This is a genomic window from Streptomyces sp. WP-1, assembly GCF_030450125.1.
Taxonomy (GTDB): domain Bacteria; phylum Actinomycetota; class Actinomycetes; order Streptomycetales; family Streptomycetaceae; genus Streptomyces; species Streptomyces incarnatus.
Genome location: NZ_CP123923.1, coordinates 2,901,750 through 2,915,543 on the forward strand (window position 1 = coordinate 2,901,750; position 13,794 = coordinate 2,915,543).

The window sequence follows — 13,794 nt, forward strand, 5'->3', positions numbered from 1 at the left end:
GGAATCCATGACCCTGCTGGTCGCCGCCGTCATCGTCCACGACAAGGCCACCAACCGCGTGGTCCTCATCCAGCGCAGCGACCAGGCCAAATTCGCCAAGGGCATGTGGGACCTCCCGGTCGGCAAGAGCGAACCCGGCGAGCCGATCACTGCGACGGCCGTCCGCGAGCTGTACGAAGAGACCGGTCTGACCGTTAAGCCGGAAGTGCTCAAGGTCGCCCACATCATCCACGGCGCCTGGGGCGTGGAGGCCCCAAACGGCTTCCTCACGGTCGTGTTCGTCGCCCACGAGTGGACCGGCAAGCCAGAGAACCGCGAACCGCGCAAGCACGCCCAAGTCCGCTGGGTCGACGCCAAGGCCATCCCCAAGGAATTCGTGGAGACCACTGCCAGTGCTCTCCATCGCTACCTGGCCGGCGGGCCCCAAGTGTCCCTGGATGGCTGGGAGTGAAGACCTGTCCGGACAGATCACTGGGGGCTGAAGCTACTGCCTGAGCAGCCGAGCACAGCTGCACCGATTGGTAACCGCCGCCGCGATTCGGACACTTTCCCCGTCCCGCAACTGCATGCTGGCGTGATTGGCACTTTCATTGCGGTGATCAACCCCATACCGTGAGTCACGCTTTTTGCCTTGGCTGCGCTCGTGTGTCACGCCAAGGTGCGGTGGGGGAACGGGGAGGGATACAACGTGGATCCGCTGGCGTTTCCGGTGCTTGCCGGAACGGTGCTGACCGAAGCTGTCAGGTTCCTGTTTGATCGCGCGAGTGCCGTGCTCGACAGGCGGGCCGGGCGTGTCCCGGCCGAAGAGCCGGAAAGCGTGGCAGGACGGCCGAGCGCCCTGCAGGTGCGAGCCGGAGAACTTACAGACGCGCGTGTCGAGCGCATCAGCCAGGCCCAAGGCGCCCTTCGGGTCTATCTGTCCCGCCCAGACCTATTGCAGGGGGAGGACGAGGGGCTTCGTGACCTCCTCGGCCAGTTGCGTCGAGACCTCGAAGAGGTCTACGGATGCAGCCTCCCGTTCGGGGACGAGCAGCGCCCTCAGCCCAGTGCGGAAGTGTCTCAGCACGCAGACGAGATCTCGGGTCAGCAGGTCGGCATCCGTGCGCAGGGAATGACCGCCAAGGGCCGGGCCCGGGTTGTACAGACCAGCAGGACCATCACTGAGACTGGCGAGCAGGTCGGCATGCACTTCGACGGACCAATCGGCTGAGGCTGACGCATCCATGAGCTTCGAGAACGACGACGCCCGGCAAGGCACACAAGAGCCCGATCCGTATGGGCGATTCGATGGGCAACCGTCATCGCCATCTGAAGCCGGAGATTCGCTCCCTCCGTCACCAAGCGATCCGACAGCAGATGCTGCGGATCATCACTGGCGTCCAGCGACGAACCCGCCCACCAGCGCAGAGCAACTCGTAGCCTCCGGTGACGGTGCCCCGACCCTTGAAAAGCCCCAGCCTCCCTCCGATGACGCTATTCCGTCAGTCCAGGACGGGGCAGCCCTCGCGTCTGAGGGAACGCACGAGGTCTCGCGTACGGATGGCTTCGCGCCGTATGAGGGCCCAGCGAAGGAGGCGGAGGCACCACCAGACACGCCCTCTCCGAGCGGTGAGACAGAGACAACCGAGGGCTCGGAGTTACAGCACCGAGTCTTACACGAAGGGCACCGCGCCAACCACGACGAAGGGCGTGATGGAGCAGCGGTGGGCGGGGGATCGGGCTACACGCCTTCGGCAGACGACGCCCAATCACAAGGCAAGTCGGCCGTTGTCGACGGTGCCGCTCCTCGTGACACGCCCTCTGCCACGAGCACGCCGCCGCAGGACCCCCCGGGCTCCGCGTCCCAGCGACATACGCCGGATCCAGCCACGGTAGAAGCCTTCCACCAGGCGGCACTCCTTCAGCGCACTGTGGTCAACAACGGCGAGATGATCGCCGTGAAAAACGTATTCGAGCAGACACTCGACACTCACGCACCGATTTCTGCTGGGTACCTCAACGTCGTCAGCGAAGTGTACGCCGAACTGTATGTGAAGCAGGACGGCGACTACTTCGCAAAGACCGAGCGCAGCACCTTCACCGATGCCTACTCGCTGCTCGGACCGGATGGGTCCGTTCTGGTCATCAGTCGGCTCCCCGGAACGAGTCGTAACATCACTGCATACGCCCTCATGGCCCGCCTCATGGAGAGCGGCCTCATCAAGGAGGTCTGGCCGCTCTCGTTCGGAAGCGCTTCGGTCTTTCCAGTCAAGCGTCTCCCACGCGAGCACCACCGTGGCTACGTACTCGAACTCCCCCCCGATGAGGATGGTTTCGAGGTCCACGACTCTTTCGGCGCGAATCTGGAAAAGGTGCGGGAGTACCTCGGTCCGCGCCATAGTCGTCTCATCGTGATCACTACTCCCGAGCAGTGGCGACGCATCGGTCGCGGCGCTCCGGAGGGTGTAGCCCCTGACCTCGGTACGGCGCGGCCGACCGATGTCGCGGAGCGATGGCTGCGGGCTGAAGAGCCAGATTTTCCAGTGACCTCCTGGCTCAGGCATCGGAAGATGAAAGCCCTCCTGGAGGGGCAGAGTCCGACCGAGGTTCTGCGCATTGTGGAACTCATGCGGGAGGCTCGACGGACCGCCTTGCGTGCCATCGCTGAAGCCTCCGTTGGCCTGGATGCATTGCAGCTTCGTCGCGCCGAAGCGGTGGCGGATACCGATGAGGCCATTGACGAGCAAGTCAACGAGGTGGCGGCCGCCCGCGACAACTGGGAGGACGACCTCCATGACTGGCATGAGAAGTCGGAAAGAACCAGTTTCCAGCGCAACTTTCTGGTAACCGCAGCCGTATTACGCGGGGCGCCTGTCGGTCACATTTACGCCAAGGCTGCCGATCTCACTAAATCCCTTGAAGGGGACAACATCGAGGTCACAGGACAGAAAGCACCAGGCGTAATCGCCATGACCCGGGCTATCCATGCGGAGCGCACAAAGGAAGGCGTGCTCAGCTTCCGGCGCCCGCACTGGGACGACGCCGCTCTGGAATACTTCTGGGCTGACCGCCCGCTCGCGCGCGTACCGTTCCTGCAGTGGCTGGCGCATGCCCCCCTGGATGAACCGAAGCTGGCCATGGAAAGCGTCGACCTAGATTATAGGCGGGCCCTAGCCGAGAGAATTGGAGATTTCGCCGTCCGCTGGGCAGTTCGCCACCGCCGACAGGAACCGCTGGAGGAGATTGTCACAACATGGCACAAGAATCCCAAAAAGGGACTGTGGCCTCTGGCCACAACCCTCTTAGATGACGCGGCCGTTCACCCAGCCAGCGCGCCGTACATCCACACGATGTTGCTGGCCTGGGCAAGCCGCAAGACAGACGCCGCTCTACCCTTGGCAGTCGTATCTGTCTGCGCTGGAAAGTTCGGCCGGGCCCACACCGGGAAGGCGCTGCGGCGCCTTCGGCATGCCGCCGAGTCAGAGCATGCCGAAGTGGCCGAGGCGTTGCAAGACGCCGTGCGTACCCTCTGGGCAGATGCTTCCGTGCGGCCATTGCTGTTCAAGGACATCGTCGACTGGTGTGGAAACGACAAGATCAAGGACACCGTCGGCCGCCAGACATTCGCCGCATTAGCGACAGTCGCAGGACCAAGCAACCTCGACATTCCACTCATCCTCGACAATGCTAGCCACGGAGACGACGAGGAATTCCACCCATCGCCAGAGGACCTAGTTAAAGGCTGGCGAACCCTGTTGAGGGAAGGCCCTGGGCCGACCGGGACTAGGCAGGTAGACAAGGCGGTATTCCTTTGGCTGGACGCCGCCTTGCGGCACCGCCCTTTGAAAGACCTCATCCTGCATTCCCTGCGGAAGGCCGTTGACATACGAGGCACAGAGGAAGGGCGAGTCCTGCGAGAGACGCTCCGCGCCTGCGCACACGGCTGGGTGCAAGGCAAGGACCGCCCCTTCTCCAAGGAAAGGGAGGCAGTCCGGCAGGAGCTGAGCGCTCTCCTCGACGAAGACCTGCACGCCGCGGTGCAGGAGCAAGAGCAGGAGGAGGCCACCGGGGCCAGCACCAGGGGGACCGACACCGCGTGAGGCGCTTCATTCCCTGGCCACGACGAAGCACGCCCGCAGAAGAACCGCCGGCCCCACCTCCCACTTGGACTTATACGTTCGTCGACCGGCTCGCCAGCAGTGAGCCGACGCTGCGGTTCACCGCGCAAGTTCATGTGACATGGAGGGCGGGACAAGGCGGTGGCACCAGTAGCCCAGATGACGCAGCCCGTCTCGTCCGGGAGATTGTGGACGACGCCGCAGCGTCATGCGATGTCCTGCGGCGCGACGTTGCGGAGTACGACATCAACGCTGCCTTGCGGGCGCAACTGCCGCTGAGTGGATTCGGGGTTGAAGTTCTTCATAGTTATGTCCGCCTCACGATCGATGACTCTACTCAGAAGGCAGCCCTCCTGGCGGAGCGAATGCGCCAGGGCTACGCCCTCGAAGAGGCTCGTCGGCGACGAGAGCAGGAGCGAGAAGATACCCAACGACGCGTCGAGCACTCTCATGAGGAGGACCAGCTCCGCCGCGAGTACGAGCTGGACGCGTTAGCCCGCAGGCAAGCGCGAGCACGTGCGGAATTCCTCCGCACGGAGATCCTCACCGACCCTGCTTCAGCTCGTCTTTACACGCTGCTGGAATGCTACACGGAGCACTGGCCGCGGCTGGGTGCGCCTCCTGCCGGGACGAGTCTTCCGGACTTGGTGCGCGAAGTTCAGCAGTGGCAACCGCAGGCACGGTGGGTGGTGGTAGCCCAACTGCTCCATGGCTTCGTGGCTGGGCTCACGGAGGAAGGTCGCAAGGAGTTGCTGACCATCCTGGCAAAGGCCGTCAAAGTGCACGGCGACGAAAAAACAGCCCAAGCCCTGATAAACGCCGCAGGGGAGCAGGAATGAGATTAATCCTGTGGCGATGCGTCCTGGACCCGGCCACAAGTCTTCTGGCCCGCCGCATCCGCGCCCAGTCCCACGGCCGTTTGTCGTACGACGCTGCCTGGCGGCTCGCCCGTGTTATCCGTTCCCCCGACGAGATGGTCTACCGACTCCACGGCCACAGACTTGAAGCAGAGCCGTGGGCGAGCCCGGACGGGTTACCAGCCGATGGACCCTAACAGCTTCGATGCCATGCGCCATCCGGCTCGGCGCATGGCACCCCCTTGCTGCAGGCCGGCCAACTCCTCAGGCCGTGACAACCAGGACGCCACGGCGGTGCGGCAGCGTCGCTCGCCTTCCTTCAACCTGATCGGCTACACCATCACACCGAGGGTCCCTCCCAGGTTGCAGCAGGGCAGTCCGCACACAGTCCGCAGAACACCCGATCGCGACCGTCGCACCCCATCGCCACCAATCACCAAAAGGCCAGGTCAGCGACGTGCAGCGAGCATCGCTGCAGGTCACCGACCTGGCCGATTACTAGGAGACCAAGAAGGCCTGACCCTTCCTCTCCCGCGGCAAGGGGGCCCCGTCGGCGTGTCCGGCGGGGTCCCCTTGTGTGTGCGTGGGCCGCCCGGCATCCTGTTCCGCCCCGGATCGACGCACCAGCCGCCAGGAGCGTGCCCGCCCCATGACCGACGCCCCCGCCCGCGTCCGCGAGCTCAGTCTCTACCGCCGGTACTTCGATCTCGTCGCGGCGGGCGCCAAGGCCGTCGAGGTGCGGGTGAAGTATCCGCACCTCGCCGACCTCGCGCCGGGCGACACCATCCGCTTCCGCGTCAAGGGCACCGACGAGACCTGCGACGTGCGGGTCGATCGGGTCACCGCGTACCCGGACTTCGAGTCCCTTCTCGACGGCGAGGGCTCAGCGCACGTCAACCCCACCGCCACCCGCTCCCAGCAGCTCGCCGACATCCGGGCCATCTACCCACCCGAGAAGGAAGCGCTCGGCGCACTCGCCATCGGGATCGAGCGGGTCGCTGATCAGTAGGGCGGGACTGCTCGACGAGGTGAGTCCGCCGCGACTCGGCCACGGCGGAAGGCCGGGGCCAACGTGGAGCCTACGACGGTTGGTTGGCGGGGAGCGGGAGCGGTGGGGGTGCCGGGAGCATGGCCAGTTCGGTCAGCAACTGGCGGAGGTGGACCAGGGGTTGTGTGAGCGGGGGGCGGTGGGTCAGGAGGGTGGTGGCCGCCGTGGTCAGGGCCTGGGTGACCTCGGGGGCGGGGTGGTCTGGGCGGGGGGCGGTGTCGGCGAGGGCGGTGGCGGCACGCGACAACGCGGCGCAGGCGGAGCCCAGTTCGGGTGGGACCGGGGAGCCGCTGCGGAGCAGGGCGCGGGCCTGGCGGGTGGTGGCGGCGTAGAGGGTCAGGCGGTGGCGGACCAGGCGGGAGTCGACGCCCCAGGTCAAGGGACGGGCGACCAGCGTCAGTTGCTGGAGGCGGTGGTCCAGCGAGCGGGCCAGCGCGTCGAGTTCGGCGCCGTCCGGACGGGTTGACGCCGCGCGGTCCAGCAGGTCCGACAGCGCCCTGAAGTAGGCCCGGCGGGCCGACTCCACCGTGTCGCGGGTGCTGGTGGGAAGCACGAAGTAGGCCACCGCGATACCGATCGCCGCACCGAGGGCCGTTTCCTCCAGGCGGAGCAGCAGCAGCCCGGCGGAGAACTCGTGCAGGACGCTGTAGAGCTGTGACACCATGATGGTGACGAAGAAGATCATGCAGGCGTAGCTGACGTTCACCAGGTAGAAGCCCAGGGACATGCTGGTCACGATCACCACCAGCACCCACCCGGTGTGCCCGGCGGTCAGATGCGCGAGGCCGACGCCCGCGCCGAGTCCGACGAGGGTGCCGACCACCCGGTTGACCGCCTTGATGGAGGTCTCGGAGCGGGTCGCGGTGCCGGCGAAGGCGATGAACGCGGCCAGCACCGCCCAGTAGTAGCGGGCCTGCGACAGCTCACGGCCCGCCAGGATCGCGAGGGTGCCGGCGACCGCGACCTGGATCGCCTGCCGGGTGGTCAGCGTCAGCCGGCTCAGCGGGTTCCAGTGGCTGCCGCGCGCCGCGACGTCCGAGGCCACGGCCGCGGAACCGGGCAGATTGCCCTGGGCCAGGGTGACGACGGGGTCGTACGCCTCGTCGGTGATGTCCTCGTACGGCGGCGGGGCGGTGGTGGTGCGCGCCAGGGTGACGTACTCGACGGCCGCGGCGGCCAGATGGTGCGCGGGCCAGCGGCCGGTGTCCGGTGCCGCCGTATCCGTACGGGCTTCCAGCAGGGGGCGGGCCGCGTACTCCACCGCGCCGTACTCCCGGCGGCCCAGGTGGCCGGCGATGCGGGCGGCCGCGGGGACCAGGTCGCCGCCGTCCTCGGCCAGCGTCTCGGCCGCGGCGGCCAGCGCGTCGATCGCCAGATGCGCGTCCAGCAGCCGGCGCCGCAGCGCGGGGCCGGACCAGCCCGCGGGCAGCGCACCGGGCTCCGCCGACCAGCCCTCGATCATCAACGCGGCTTCGGACAGGCTCAGTTGACGGGCGTGCAGCCGACGCCGCAGCCGGGCGCGGCGGCGCGGATCGGCCGTCAGCAGATCGGCACTGGCGCGGGCCACCGCACGGGCCCGCGCGCCGAACGCCTCGCGCACCCGGCGCAGGGTGCGGCGCGGGTTGGTGCGCAGCACGGTCAGCGACAGCAGCAGCACCCAGCCCGTCGCGACCCCGACCGCCGACAGCAGGGCGGGCAGCATGGACAGCTTCGCGCCGAGGAACGCGGCGAAGAAGTAGCCCATCCAGATCATGAAGCCGTAGAAGAAGAACGCCATGCCGAAGCGGCGCACGAAGACCGCCACGAACATCACGGCGACGAAGACGCACAGCATCAGATCCGTACGGCCGGCCACCGCGACGCCCGCGAGCATCCCGACGCCGATGGCCGGCGGGAAGAAGACGGCGGTGCGCACCTTCGGCCGGACGCCGGTGCCGGACAGGGCCATCGAGCCCATCATCGCCATGACGGTGCCGAGCAGCATCGCGATCAGGGTGCCCTGGGGGCCCGCGTGGGTCGCGGTGGCGTACAGGTACTCGATGCCCAGGGTGCTGGCCATCGCCAGCGCCGCCGACAGGGCCGTCCGCAGCCGGTTGAGACCCGGGTCGGAGCCGACGACCCTGTCCCGTATCCCGCGCAGGTCCCCCCTACCGCGCGGGTCCCATATTCGGCGCGGGCCCCCCGATCCGCGCGGGTCCGGCATCCCGCGCGGGCCCCGTGTCCCGCGCGGCGCGGCCACTCCTCGGTCCACCCGTGTCCACTCCCCCCAGCGATCCGGAACCGTCAGGTCCGGATCCATGCAATCCCGGTACGATACCGGTAACTATCGGTATCATACCGATAACCGCTGATGCGATACTGGTATCAGTCGACGGTGAGACGGCGGTACGGGATGAGTGGAGCGGACCCGGCGCTCGATGTGATCGAGCGCCAGACGGCCGTGCTGATGCGCAACTTCGAGCTGCTGCACCGGCGTACCGATGTCCACGACCGCCTCGACCGGGCGCAGTATCTGCTGCTGCGCACCCTCAGCGACGGCGGCCCGATGACCATCACCACCCTCGCCTGCACCCTCGGCCTCGACCCCTCCACCGCGGGCCGGCAGGTCGCCGCGCTCACCGGCGCCGGCCTGGTGGAACGCGCCGCCGACCCCGCCGACCGGCGCCGCTGGGTGATCACGCCCACCGCGGAGGGGCTGCGCGAGATGCGCGTCGTACGGGACCGGCGCACCGAGAGCCACGCCGACCTGCTGGGCGACTGGGACCCGGAGGACCTGCGCACGCTGGGCACGATGCTGGACCGGTACAACCGGGCGGTCGCCGCGCGCTACCTCCTCACGCCGCCCACCGATACGCCCGCCGAGACGCCCACGGAAGCACCTGCGGGGGCACCCACAGGGACGGCGGCCCGCACGGAGACGACGGCTCCCGCCGAGACCCCGGCCACCGCCGCCGCCCCCTCCCGCTGACCCGAACCCCTCAGGGCCGCAGCACCGCCACGATCACGGTCACGGGACCGCCACCATCACGGCCGCAGCACCGCCACGATCCGGTTGATCACCGCCGCCGCCGTGTCCAAGTCCTCCGGCGAGAACTCCCCCAGCGCCTCACCGAGCCACCGCTTCCCCGTGGCCTCGGCGCGCGCGACCGCCTCCCGCCCCTCCCCGGTGGCCCGCGCCCGGCGCGCCCGCTGGTCCCCGGGCTCCCGGGTGGTGGCGACCAGGCCGCCGTCCTCCAGTCGGCGCACCTCACGGGTGACATGCGGGGCGTTCACCATCAGGGCCTCGGCGAGCTCCCCCATCCGCAGGGGTTCCGGCGAGGCCGCCAGCACCCGCAGCACCGCGAGGGACGCCCGGTCCACCGAGACCCCGGCCTCCCGGCGCAGCCTGCTGTGCGCGCGGTTGCCGGTCATGGTGTACGCGAGTGCCGAGAGCGCGGTGTAGAGGCCGTCCAGGGCCGCCCGCCCCTCGGGCTCCATGGGGTCCACCCGTCGGTCCATCCACCGATCATGTCGTACGGCCCGCACCCCCGTCGCCTCTGGCCGAAACTTGCCCCCTACACCTATTCCGCCTCCCCCACCCACGGGAGTAACCTGAAAGCAACTTACTTACTTTTGTTAAGTAACCGAGGAGGTCCACGACGATGCCCGAGACCCCCACCGCGCCGCCGGTCCCCACCCCGGCCTCGGCCTCCACCCCGTCCCCGGCCGCACCCCCCGCCTACGCCACCCACCGCGCCCCCGGCTGCCCCTTCGACCCCCCGCCCGAGCGCCACCGGCTGCTCGCCGAGGGCCCGCTGGCCCGTATCTCCCTGTGGGACGGCAACACCGCCTGGCTGGTGACCCGGCACGCCGACCAGGTAGCGCTGCTGCGGGACGAGCGGATCAGCGCCGACAACCGGCTGCCGAACTTCCCGAGCGTGAGCGCGGGGAGCCAGGCCACCCGTGCCCACAACCGCACGTTCATCTCCATGGACGAGCCGGAGTACAACGAGCAGCGGCGGCGTTTCACCGCCGACTTCACCGTCAAGCGGATCAACGAGCTGCGGCCCCGGATCGAGGCGATCGTCACCGAGCTGCTGGACGCGATGGAGCAGGCCGGGCCCCCGGCCGACCTGGTGCGGGCGTTCGCGCTGCCGCTGCCGTCGCTGGTGATCTGCGAACTGCTCGGTGTCCCCTACGCCGACCACGGCTTCTTCCAGCGGGTCAGCGCGGTGATGATCGACACCCGCAGCACCCCCGAGGCCGCGCTCGCCGCCTCCCAGGAACTGGTGGACTACCTCGGCGATCTGGTGGCCGCCAAGGAGAAGGACCCGGGCGACGATCTGCTCAGCCGGATGGCCGTCGAGTACCTGCGCACCGGGATCAGCACCCGCGACGAATGCGCCAAGCAGGCCCGGCTGCTGCTGGTGGCCGGGCACGAGACGACGGCCAACATGATCGCGCTCGGCGTCTGCGCGCTGCTCCAGCACCCCGGGCAGCTCGCGGCCGTGCGCGACGGCGAGCCGCGCCGGGTGGTGAACGCCGTCGAGGAGCTGCTGCGGTACCTGACCATCGTGCATCTGGGGCGGCGCCGGGTCGCGGTCGCGGACGTGGAGGTCGGCGGGCAGGTGATCCGCGCGGGCGAGGGCGTCGTCTTCGCCACCGATCTCGCCAACCGCGACCCCGAGGTCTTCGAGGACCCCGACCGGCTGGACATCGACCGGGCCGCGCGCCGGCACATCGCCTTCGGCACCGGCCCCCACCAGTGCCTCGGCCAGAACCTCGCCCGGATGGAACTCCAGGTCGCCTATCCCGCGCTGCTGCGCCGGTTCCCCGGACTGCGCCTGGAGCGACCGCTGGCACAGATCCCGTTCCGGGAGGACATGGCCGTCTACGGGGTGTACGAGCTGCCCGTGGCCTGGTGACCTGACCGGGCACCCCGACGACCGACGGGGACGGACGGACCCCGGACCAAGAATTCATCAAGCAACTTGGCAAAGTTGCTTGATGAATTCTACGGTGAGGGCGTGACCCCCGGCTCCGCTCCCGCTCCCCCGCCCGCTTCCACGCCCCCGCCCTCCCCCTCCGACACCGCGCAGCGCCTCAACCAGGCGATGAAGCGCCTGCGGGCGCGGCTGCGCGCGGAGTCGGGGCAGCACGCGACCGGGCTGACCGCCACCCAGCTCGCCGTCCTGGCCGAGGTGGTGCGCGAGGGCCCGGTCACCGCGGCGCGGCTCGCCGCGCTGGAGCACGTCACGCCCCAGGCCATCGCCCAGAGCCTCACGGTGCTGAAGGCCGCCGGGCTGGTGCACGGCGCGCCCGACCCGCGGGACGGCCGCCGCAAGCTGATCAGCGCCGACCCCTCGGCCGGCGCGCTGATCGAGCGGCTGCTCGCGGGGCGCGCCTCGTTCCTGGCCCGCGCGATCACGCAGGTCGTGAAGCCGGAGGAGCGCGACGCCCTGGAGAAGGCCGTCGAGTTGCTGGAGCGTCTTGCCGGGGCCGGGAGCCACCCGCACATCCCCTGAGATCCGCGAGGAGAACCACCGAATGACCAGCTCCGCCGCCCTGCCCGCCCTCGACCCCGCGCGCACCGCCCTGCTGGCGATGGACCTCCAGGGCGGGATCCTGCCGCTCGTCCCGGAGCCGGACGCCCTGGTCGAGCGGGTCAAGGGCGCCATCGCCGACGTCCGCGCCGCCGGTGGCACCATCGGCTACGTCCGGGTCGCCTTCACCGAGGACGACTGGGCCGCGATCCCCGAGACCAACAAGTCCTTCAGCCCGCTCGCCGCGGCCAAGCGCAACCACCACGAGGACCCGGACACCCAGGTCGACGCGCGGATCGCGCCCGAGGACGGCGACATCGTCGTACGCAAGGTCCGGATCGGCGCCGCCTCCACGACCGACCTGTACGAGCGGCTGCGCGAGCGCGGCATCGACACGCTGGTCCTCTCCGGCATCAGCACCAGCGGTGTCGTGCTGTCCACGCTGATCGACGCCGCCGACCGCGACTACCGGGTCATCGTGCTGTCCGACGGTGTCGCCGACCGGGACCAGGAGGTCCACCGGGTGCTGCTGGAGAAGGTGTTCCCGATGCGGTCGTACGTCATCGACATCGCGCGGCTGCGCGAACTGCTGCGCGCCGCCTGACCGTTCACACCCCGGCCCCGGCCCGCGCTCAAGGGGGCGCTCAGGCGGCCCACTTCATGACGAAGTCCGCACCGACGTCCCGCATCTGCTCCAGGCCGTACGACCCTTCGTGCGGGACCGGCGGAGCGGCGCGGGGTCAGTGCAGCCGGGGCACGAGCAGGTAGATGCCGTAGCCCACCACCACGGCGCAGGCCAGGAAGCACAGTCCCGCCTGGGCGCGGGCCAGGGCGGTGGCGGGGCCGGTGCGGCGGTCGGCGGCGCGGGAGAGGCCGAGGACGCCGAGGGTGAAGACGACGACCACGGCGACGGTGGCGCCGAGGCTGACCGCGGCGACCCGGGCGAGGGCGGACCAGTCGATGTGCATGGCGGACTCCCGGGTTTCAGACGGCCGAGCCGATGTCGGTGGGGGTCTGGGAGCGGAGGGTGACCTCGTGGTGGTCGTTGACGTTGTCGGCGTGCACCGGGTTGCGGCGGGAGAGGACGACGACGCCGAGGGCGAGCGCCATCGCCACCAGGGCGACGACGACGGTGCCGATGGTGCCGCCGTGCTTGACCACGCTCGCCGCGAGGCCGCCGACCAGCGCGGCGAACGGCAGGGTGATCAGCCAGGCCAGCGCCATCCGCCCGGCCACGCCCCAGCGGACCTCCGCGAGCCGGCGGCCGAGGCCCGCGCCGAGGATGCTGCCGGAGGCGACCTGGGTGGTGGACAGGGCGAAGCCGAGGTGGGCGGAGGTGAGGATCACCGCGGTGGAGGCCGTCTCGGCGGCGAAGCCCTGCGGTGACTGGATCTCCGTCAGGCCCTTGCCCATGGTGCGGATGATCCGCCAGCCGCCCAGATAGGTGCCGAGGCCGATCGCGAGGCCCGCGGAGCCGATCACCCAGACCGGCGGCCCCGCGTCATGGCCGAGCGCGCCCGCGGAGATCAGGGTCAGCGTGATCACGCCCATGGTCTTCTGCGCGTCGTTGGTGCCGTGCGCGAGGGAGACCAGGGAGGCGGAGGCGATCTGGCCGAGCCGGAAACCCTTGGTCACCCGGTCCTGGCGGGCGCGGGCGGAGAGCAGATAGGCGAGGTAGGTGGCGGCGCAGGCGGCCGCGCCGGCCACCAGCGGGGAGGCGACGGCGGGCAGCAGCACCTTGTCGAGCACCTGGTCGAAGTGCACGCCCTTGGACCCCGCGCCGACCCAGACCGCGCCGATCAGCCCCCCGAACAGGGCGTGCGAGGAACTGGAGGGCAGTCCGGCCAGCCAGGTCGCCAGGTTCCACAGGATCGCCCCGACCAGCCCGGCGAAGATCATCGCGGGGGTGACCAGGGCGTCGTCCACGATGCCCCCGGAGATCGTCCGGGCCACCTCGGTGGACAGGAACGCGCCCGCGATATTGAGGACACCGCTGATCAGGACCGCGATTCTGGGCCGGAGCGCGCCGGTGGCGATCGAGGTGGCCATCGCGTTCGCGGTGTCATGGAACCCGTTCGTGAAGTCGAAGGCCAGCGCCGTCACGATGACGACCGCCACGAGCAACGTGATGTGGTCCATGTCTCCAGCCAACCAAGACCCGGCCGATTCCGCGCGAACTGGGAGCGAAGGCCCGGGAATGCTCAGGAGGAGACGGGGTGCAAAGGCCGCGGCGGGCCGGTGGTCCGGGCCCGGTGCCGGTGGGCTGTGCC

General features: G+C 69.4%; 13 protein-coding genes. 9 read left to right on the forward strand and 4 right to left on the reverse strand.

What is annotated here, in order from left to right:
* Nucleotides 1–7 precede the first annotated feature (7 nt).
* The 5 genes from QHG49_RS12290 (at nucleotide 8) to QHG49_RS12310 (ending at nucleotide 5,963) form a co-directional block, all read left to right on the forward strand.
* The gene (locus tag QHG49_RS12290; RefSeq protein ID WP_301489462.1) at nucleotides 8–451 is read left to right on the forward strand and encodes an NUDIX domain-containing protein; all 444 of its coding nucleotides are present in this window, start codon (nucleotides 8–10) and stop codon (nucleotides 449–451) included.
* Between the two features lie 237 nt (nucleotides 452–688).
* Nucleotides 689–1,210, forward strand: coding sequence for a hypothetical protein (locus tag QHG49_RS12295; protein ID WP_301489464.1), 522 nt, complete (start codon nucleotides 689–691; stop codon nucleotides 1,208–1,210).
* Nucleotides 1,211–1,928: 718 nt separating this feature from the next.
* The gene (locus QHG49_RS12300) at nucleotides 1,929–4,079 is read left to right on the forward strand and encodes a hypothetical protein (protein ID WP_301489466.1); all 2,151 of its coding nucleotides are present in this window, start codon (nucleotides 1,929–1,931) and stop codon (nucleotides 4,077–4,079) included.
* Nucleotides 4,080–4,285: 206 nt separating this feature from the next.
* A complete protein-coding gene (locus QHG49_RS12305; protein WP_301489469.1) occupies nucleotides 4,286–4,936 on the forward strand; it encodes a hypothetical protein in 651 nt (216 codons plus the stop codon).
* Between the two features lie 667 nt (nucleotides 4,937–5,603).
* Nucleotides 5,604–5,963 (forward strand): ASCH domain-containing protein, encoded by a 360-nt coding sequence (locus QHG49_RS12310; protein ID WP_301489470.1) that lies wholly within the window; start codon nucleotides 5,604–5,606, stop codon nucleotides 5,961–5,963.
* Nucleotides 5,964–6,033: 70 nt separating this feature from the next.
* On the opposite strand, the gene QHG49_RS12315 is transcribed toward QHG49_RS12310, so the two are convergent.
* Nucleotides 6,034–8,061: an FUSC family protein gene (locus QHG49_RS12315; RefSeq protein WP_301489472.1), complete on the reverse strand. Its 2,028-nt coding sequence runs from the start codon at nucleotides 8,059–8,061 to the stop codon at nucleotides 6,034–6,036.
* A 333-nt stretch (nucleotides 8,062–8,394) separates the two neighbouring features.
* Between QHG49_RS12315 and QHG49_RS12320 the strand changes: the two genes are divergently transcribed.
* Nucleotides 8,395–8,970, forward strand: a complete 576-nt coding sequence (locus QHG49_RS12320; RefSeq protein WP_301489475.1) for a MarR family winged helix-turn-helix transcriptional regulator — start codon at nucleotides 8,395–8,397, stop codon at nucleotides 8,968–8,970.
* A 56-nt stretch (nucleotides 8,971–9,026) separates the two neighbouring features.
* Here the strand turns inward: QHG49_RS12320 and QHG49_RS12325 are convergent, their stop codons facing one another.
* Nucleotides 9,027–9,500, reverse strand: coding sequence for a MarR family winged helix-turn-helix transcriptional regulator (locus QHG49_RS12325; protein WP_301489476.1), 474 nt, complete (start codon nucleotides 9,498–9,500; stop codon nucleotides 9,027–9,029).
* A 143-nt stretch (nucleotides 9,501–9,643) separates the two neighbouring features.
* Here QHG49_RS12325 and QHG49_RS12330 point away from each other — a divergent pair, with 143 nt between their 5' ends.
* The 3 genes from QHG49_RS12330 to QHG49_RS12340 all read left to right on the forward strand — a co-directional run bounded on the left by QHG49_RS12330 (nucleotide 9,644) and on the right by QHG49_RS12340 (nucleotide 12,128).
* Nucleotides 9,644–10,906 carry a cytochrome P450 gene (locus QHG49_RS12330; protein WP_301489477.1) on the forward strand — a complete coding sequence of 421 codons (1,263 nt, stop codon included), beginning with the start codon at nucleotides 9,644–9,646 and terminating at the stop codon, nucleotides 10,904–10,906.
* A 102-nt stretch (nucleotides 10,907–11,008) separates the two neighbouring features.
* Entirely contained in the window at nucleotides 11,009–11,506 is a 498-nt protein-coding gene (locus QHG49_RS12335) for a MarR family winged helix-turn-helix transcriptional regulator (protein ID WP_301489478.1), read from the forward strand.
* Nucleotides 11,507–11,528: 22 nt separating this feature from the next.
* Nucleotides 11,529–12,128: a cysteine hydrolase family protein gene (locus QHG49_RS12340; RefSeq protein ID WP_301489480.1), complete on the forward strand. Its 600-nt coding sequence runs from the start codon at nucleotides 11,529–11,531 to the stop codon at nucleotides 12,126–12,128.
* Nucleotides 12,129–12,264: 136 nt separating this feature from the next.
* Here the strand turns inward: QHG49_RS12340 and QHG49_RS12345 are convergent, their stop codons facing one another.
* Both QHG49_RS12345 and QHG49_RS12350 read right to left on the reverse strand, forming a co-directional pair.
* Entirely contained in the window at nucleotides 12,265–12,492 is a 228-nt protein-coding gene (locus tag QHG49_RS12345; protein WP_145487230.1) for a hypothetical protein, read from the reverse strand.
* Between the two features lie 16 nt (nucleotides 12,493–12,508).
* Nucleotides 12,509–13,663 (reverse strand): inorganic phosphate transporter, encoded by a 1,155-nt coding sequence (locus tag QHG49_RS12350; protein WP_301489482.1) that lies wholly within the window; start codon nucleotides 13,661–13,663, stop codon nucleotides 12,509–12,511.
* Nucleotides 13,664–13,794: the final 131 nt, after the last annotated feature.

Excerpts from the sequence above, each read along its gene's own strand:
- QHG49_RS12290 (WP_301489462.1), top strand. The coding sequence starts at position 8 with ATGACCCTGCTGGTCGCCGCCGTCATCGTCCACGACAAGGCCACCAAC.
- QHG49_RS12300 (WP_301489466.1), top strand. The coding sequence starts at position 1,929 with ATGATCGCCGTGAAAAACGTATTCGAGCAGACACTCGACACTCACGCA.
- QHG49_RS12310 (WP_301489470.1), top strand. The coding sequence starts at position 5,604 with ATGACCGACGCCCCCGCCCGCGTCCGCGAGCTCAGTCTCTACCGCCGG.
- QHG49_RS12315 (WP_301489472.1), bottom strand. The coding sequence starts at position 8,061 with ATGGCCAGCACCCTGGGCATCGAGTACCTGTACGCCACCGCGACCCAC.
- QHG49_RS12320 (WP_301489475.1), top strand. The coding sequence starts at position 8,395 with ATGAGTGGAGCGGACCCGGCGCTCGATGTGATCGAGCGCCAGACGGCC.
- QHG49_RS12325 (WP_301489476.1), bottom strand. The coding sequence starts at position 9,500 with ATGGACCGACGGGTGGACCCCATGGAGCCCGAGGGGCGGGCGGCCCTG.
- QHG49_RS12330 (WP_301489477.1), top strand. The coding sequence starts at position 9,644 with ATGCCCGAGACCCCCACCGCGCCGCCGGTCCCCACCCCGGCCTCGGCC.
- QHG49_RS12340 (WP_301489480.1), top strand. The coding sequence starts at position 11,529 with ATGACCAGCTCCGCCGCCCTGCCCGCCCTCGACCCCGCGCGCACCGCC.
- QHG49_RS12345 (WP_145487230.1), bottom strand. The coding sequence starts at position 12,492 with ATGCACATCGACTGGTCCGCCCTCGCCCGGGTCGCCGCGGTCAGCCTC.
- QHG49_RS12350 (WP_301489482.1), bottom strand. The coding sequence starts at position 13,663 with ATGGACCACATCACGTTGCTCGTGGCGGTCGTCATCGTGACGGCGCTG.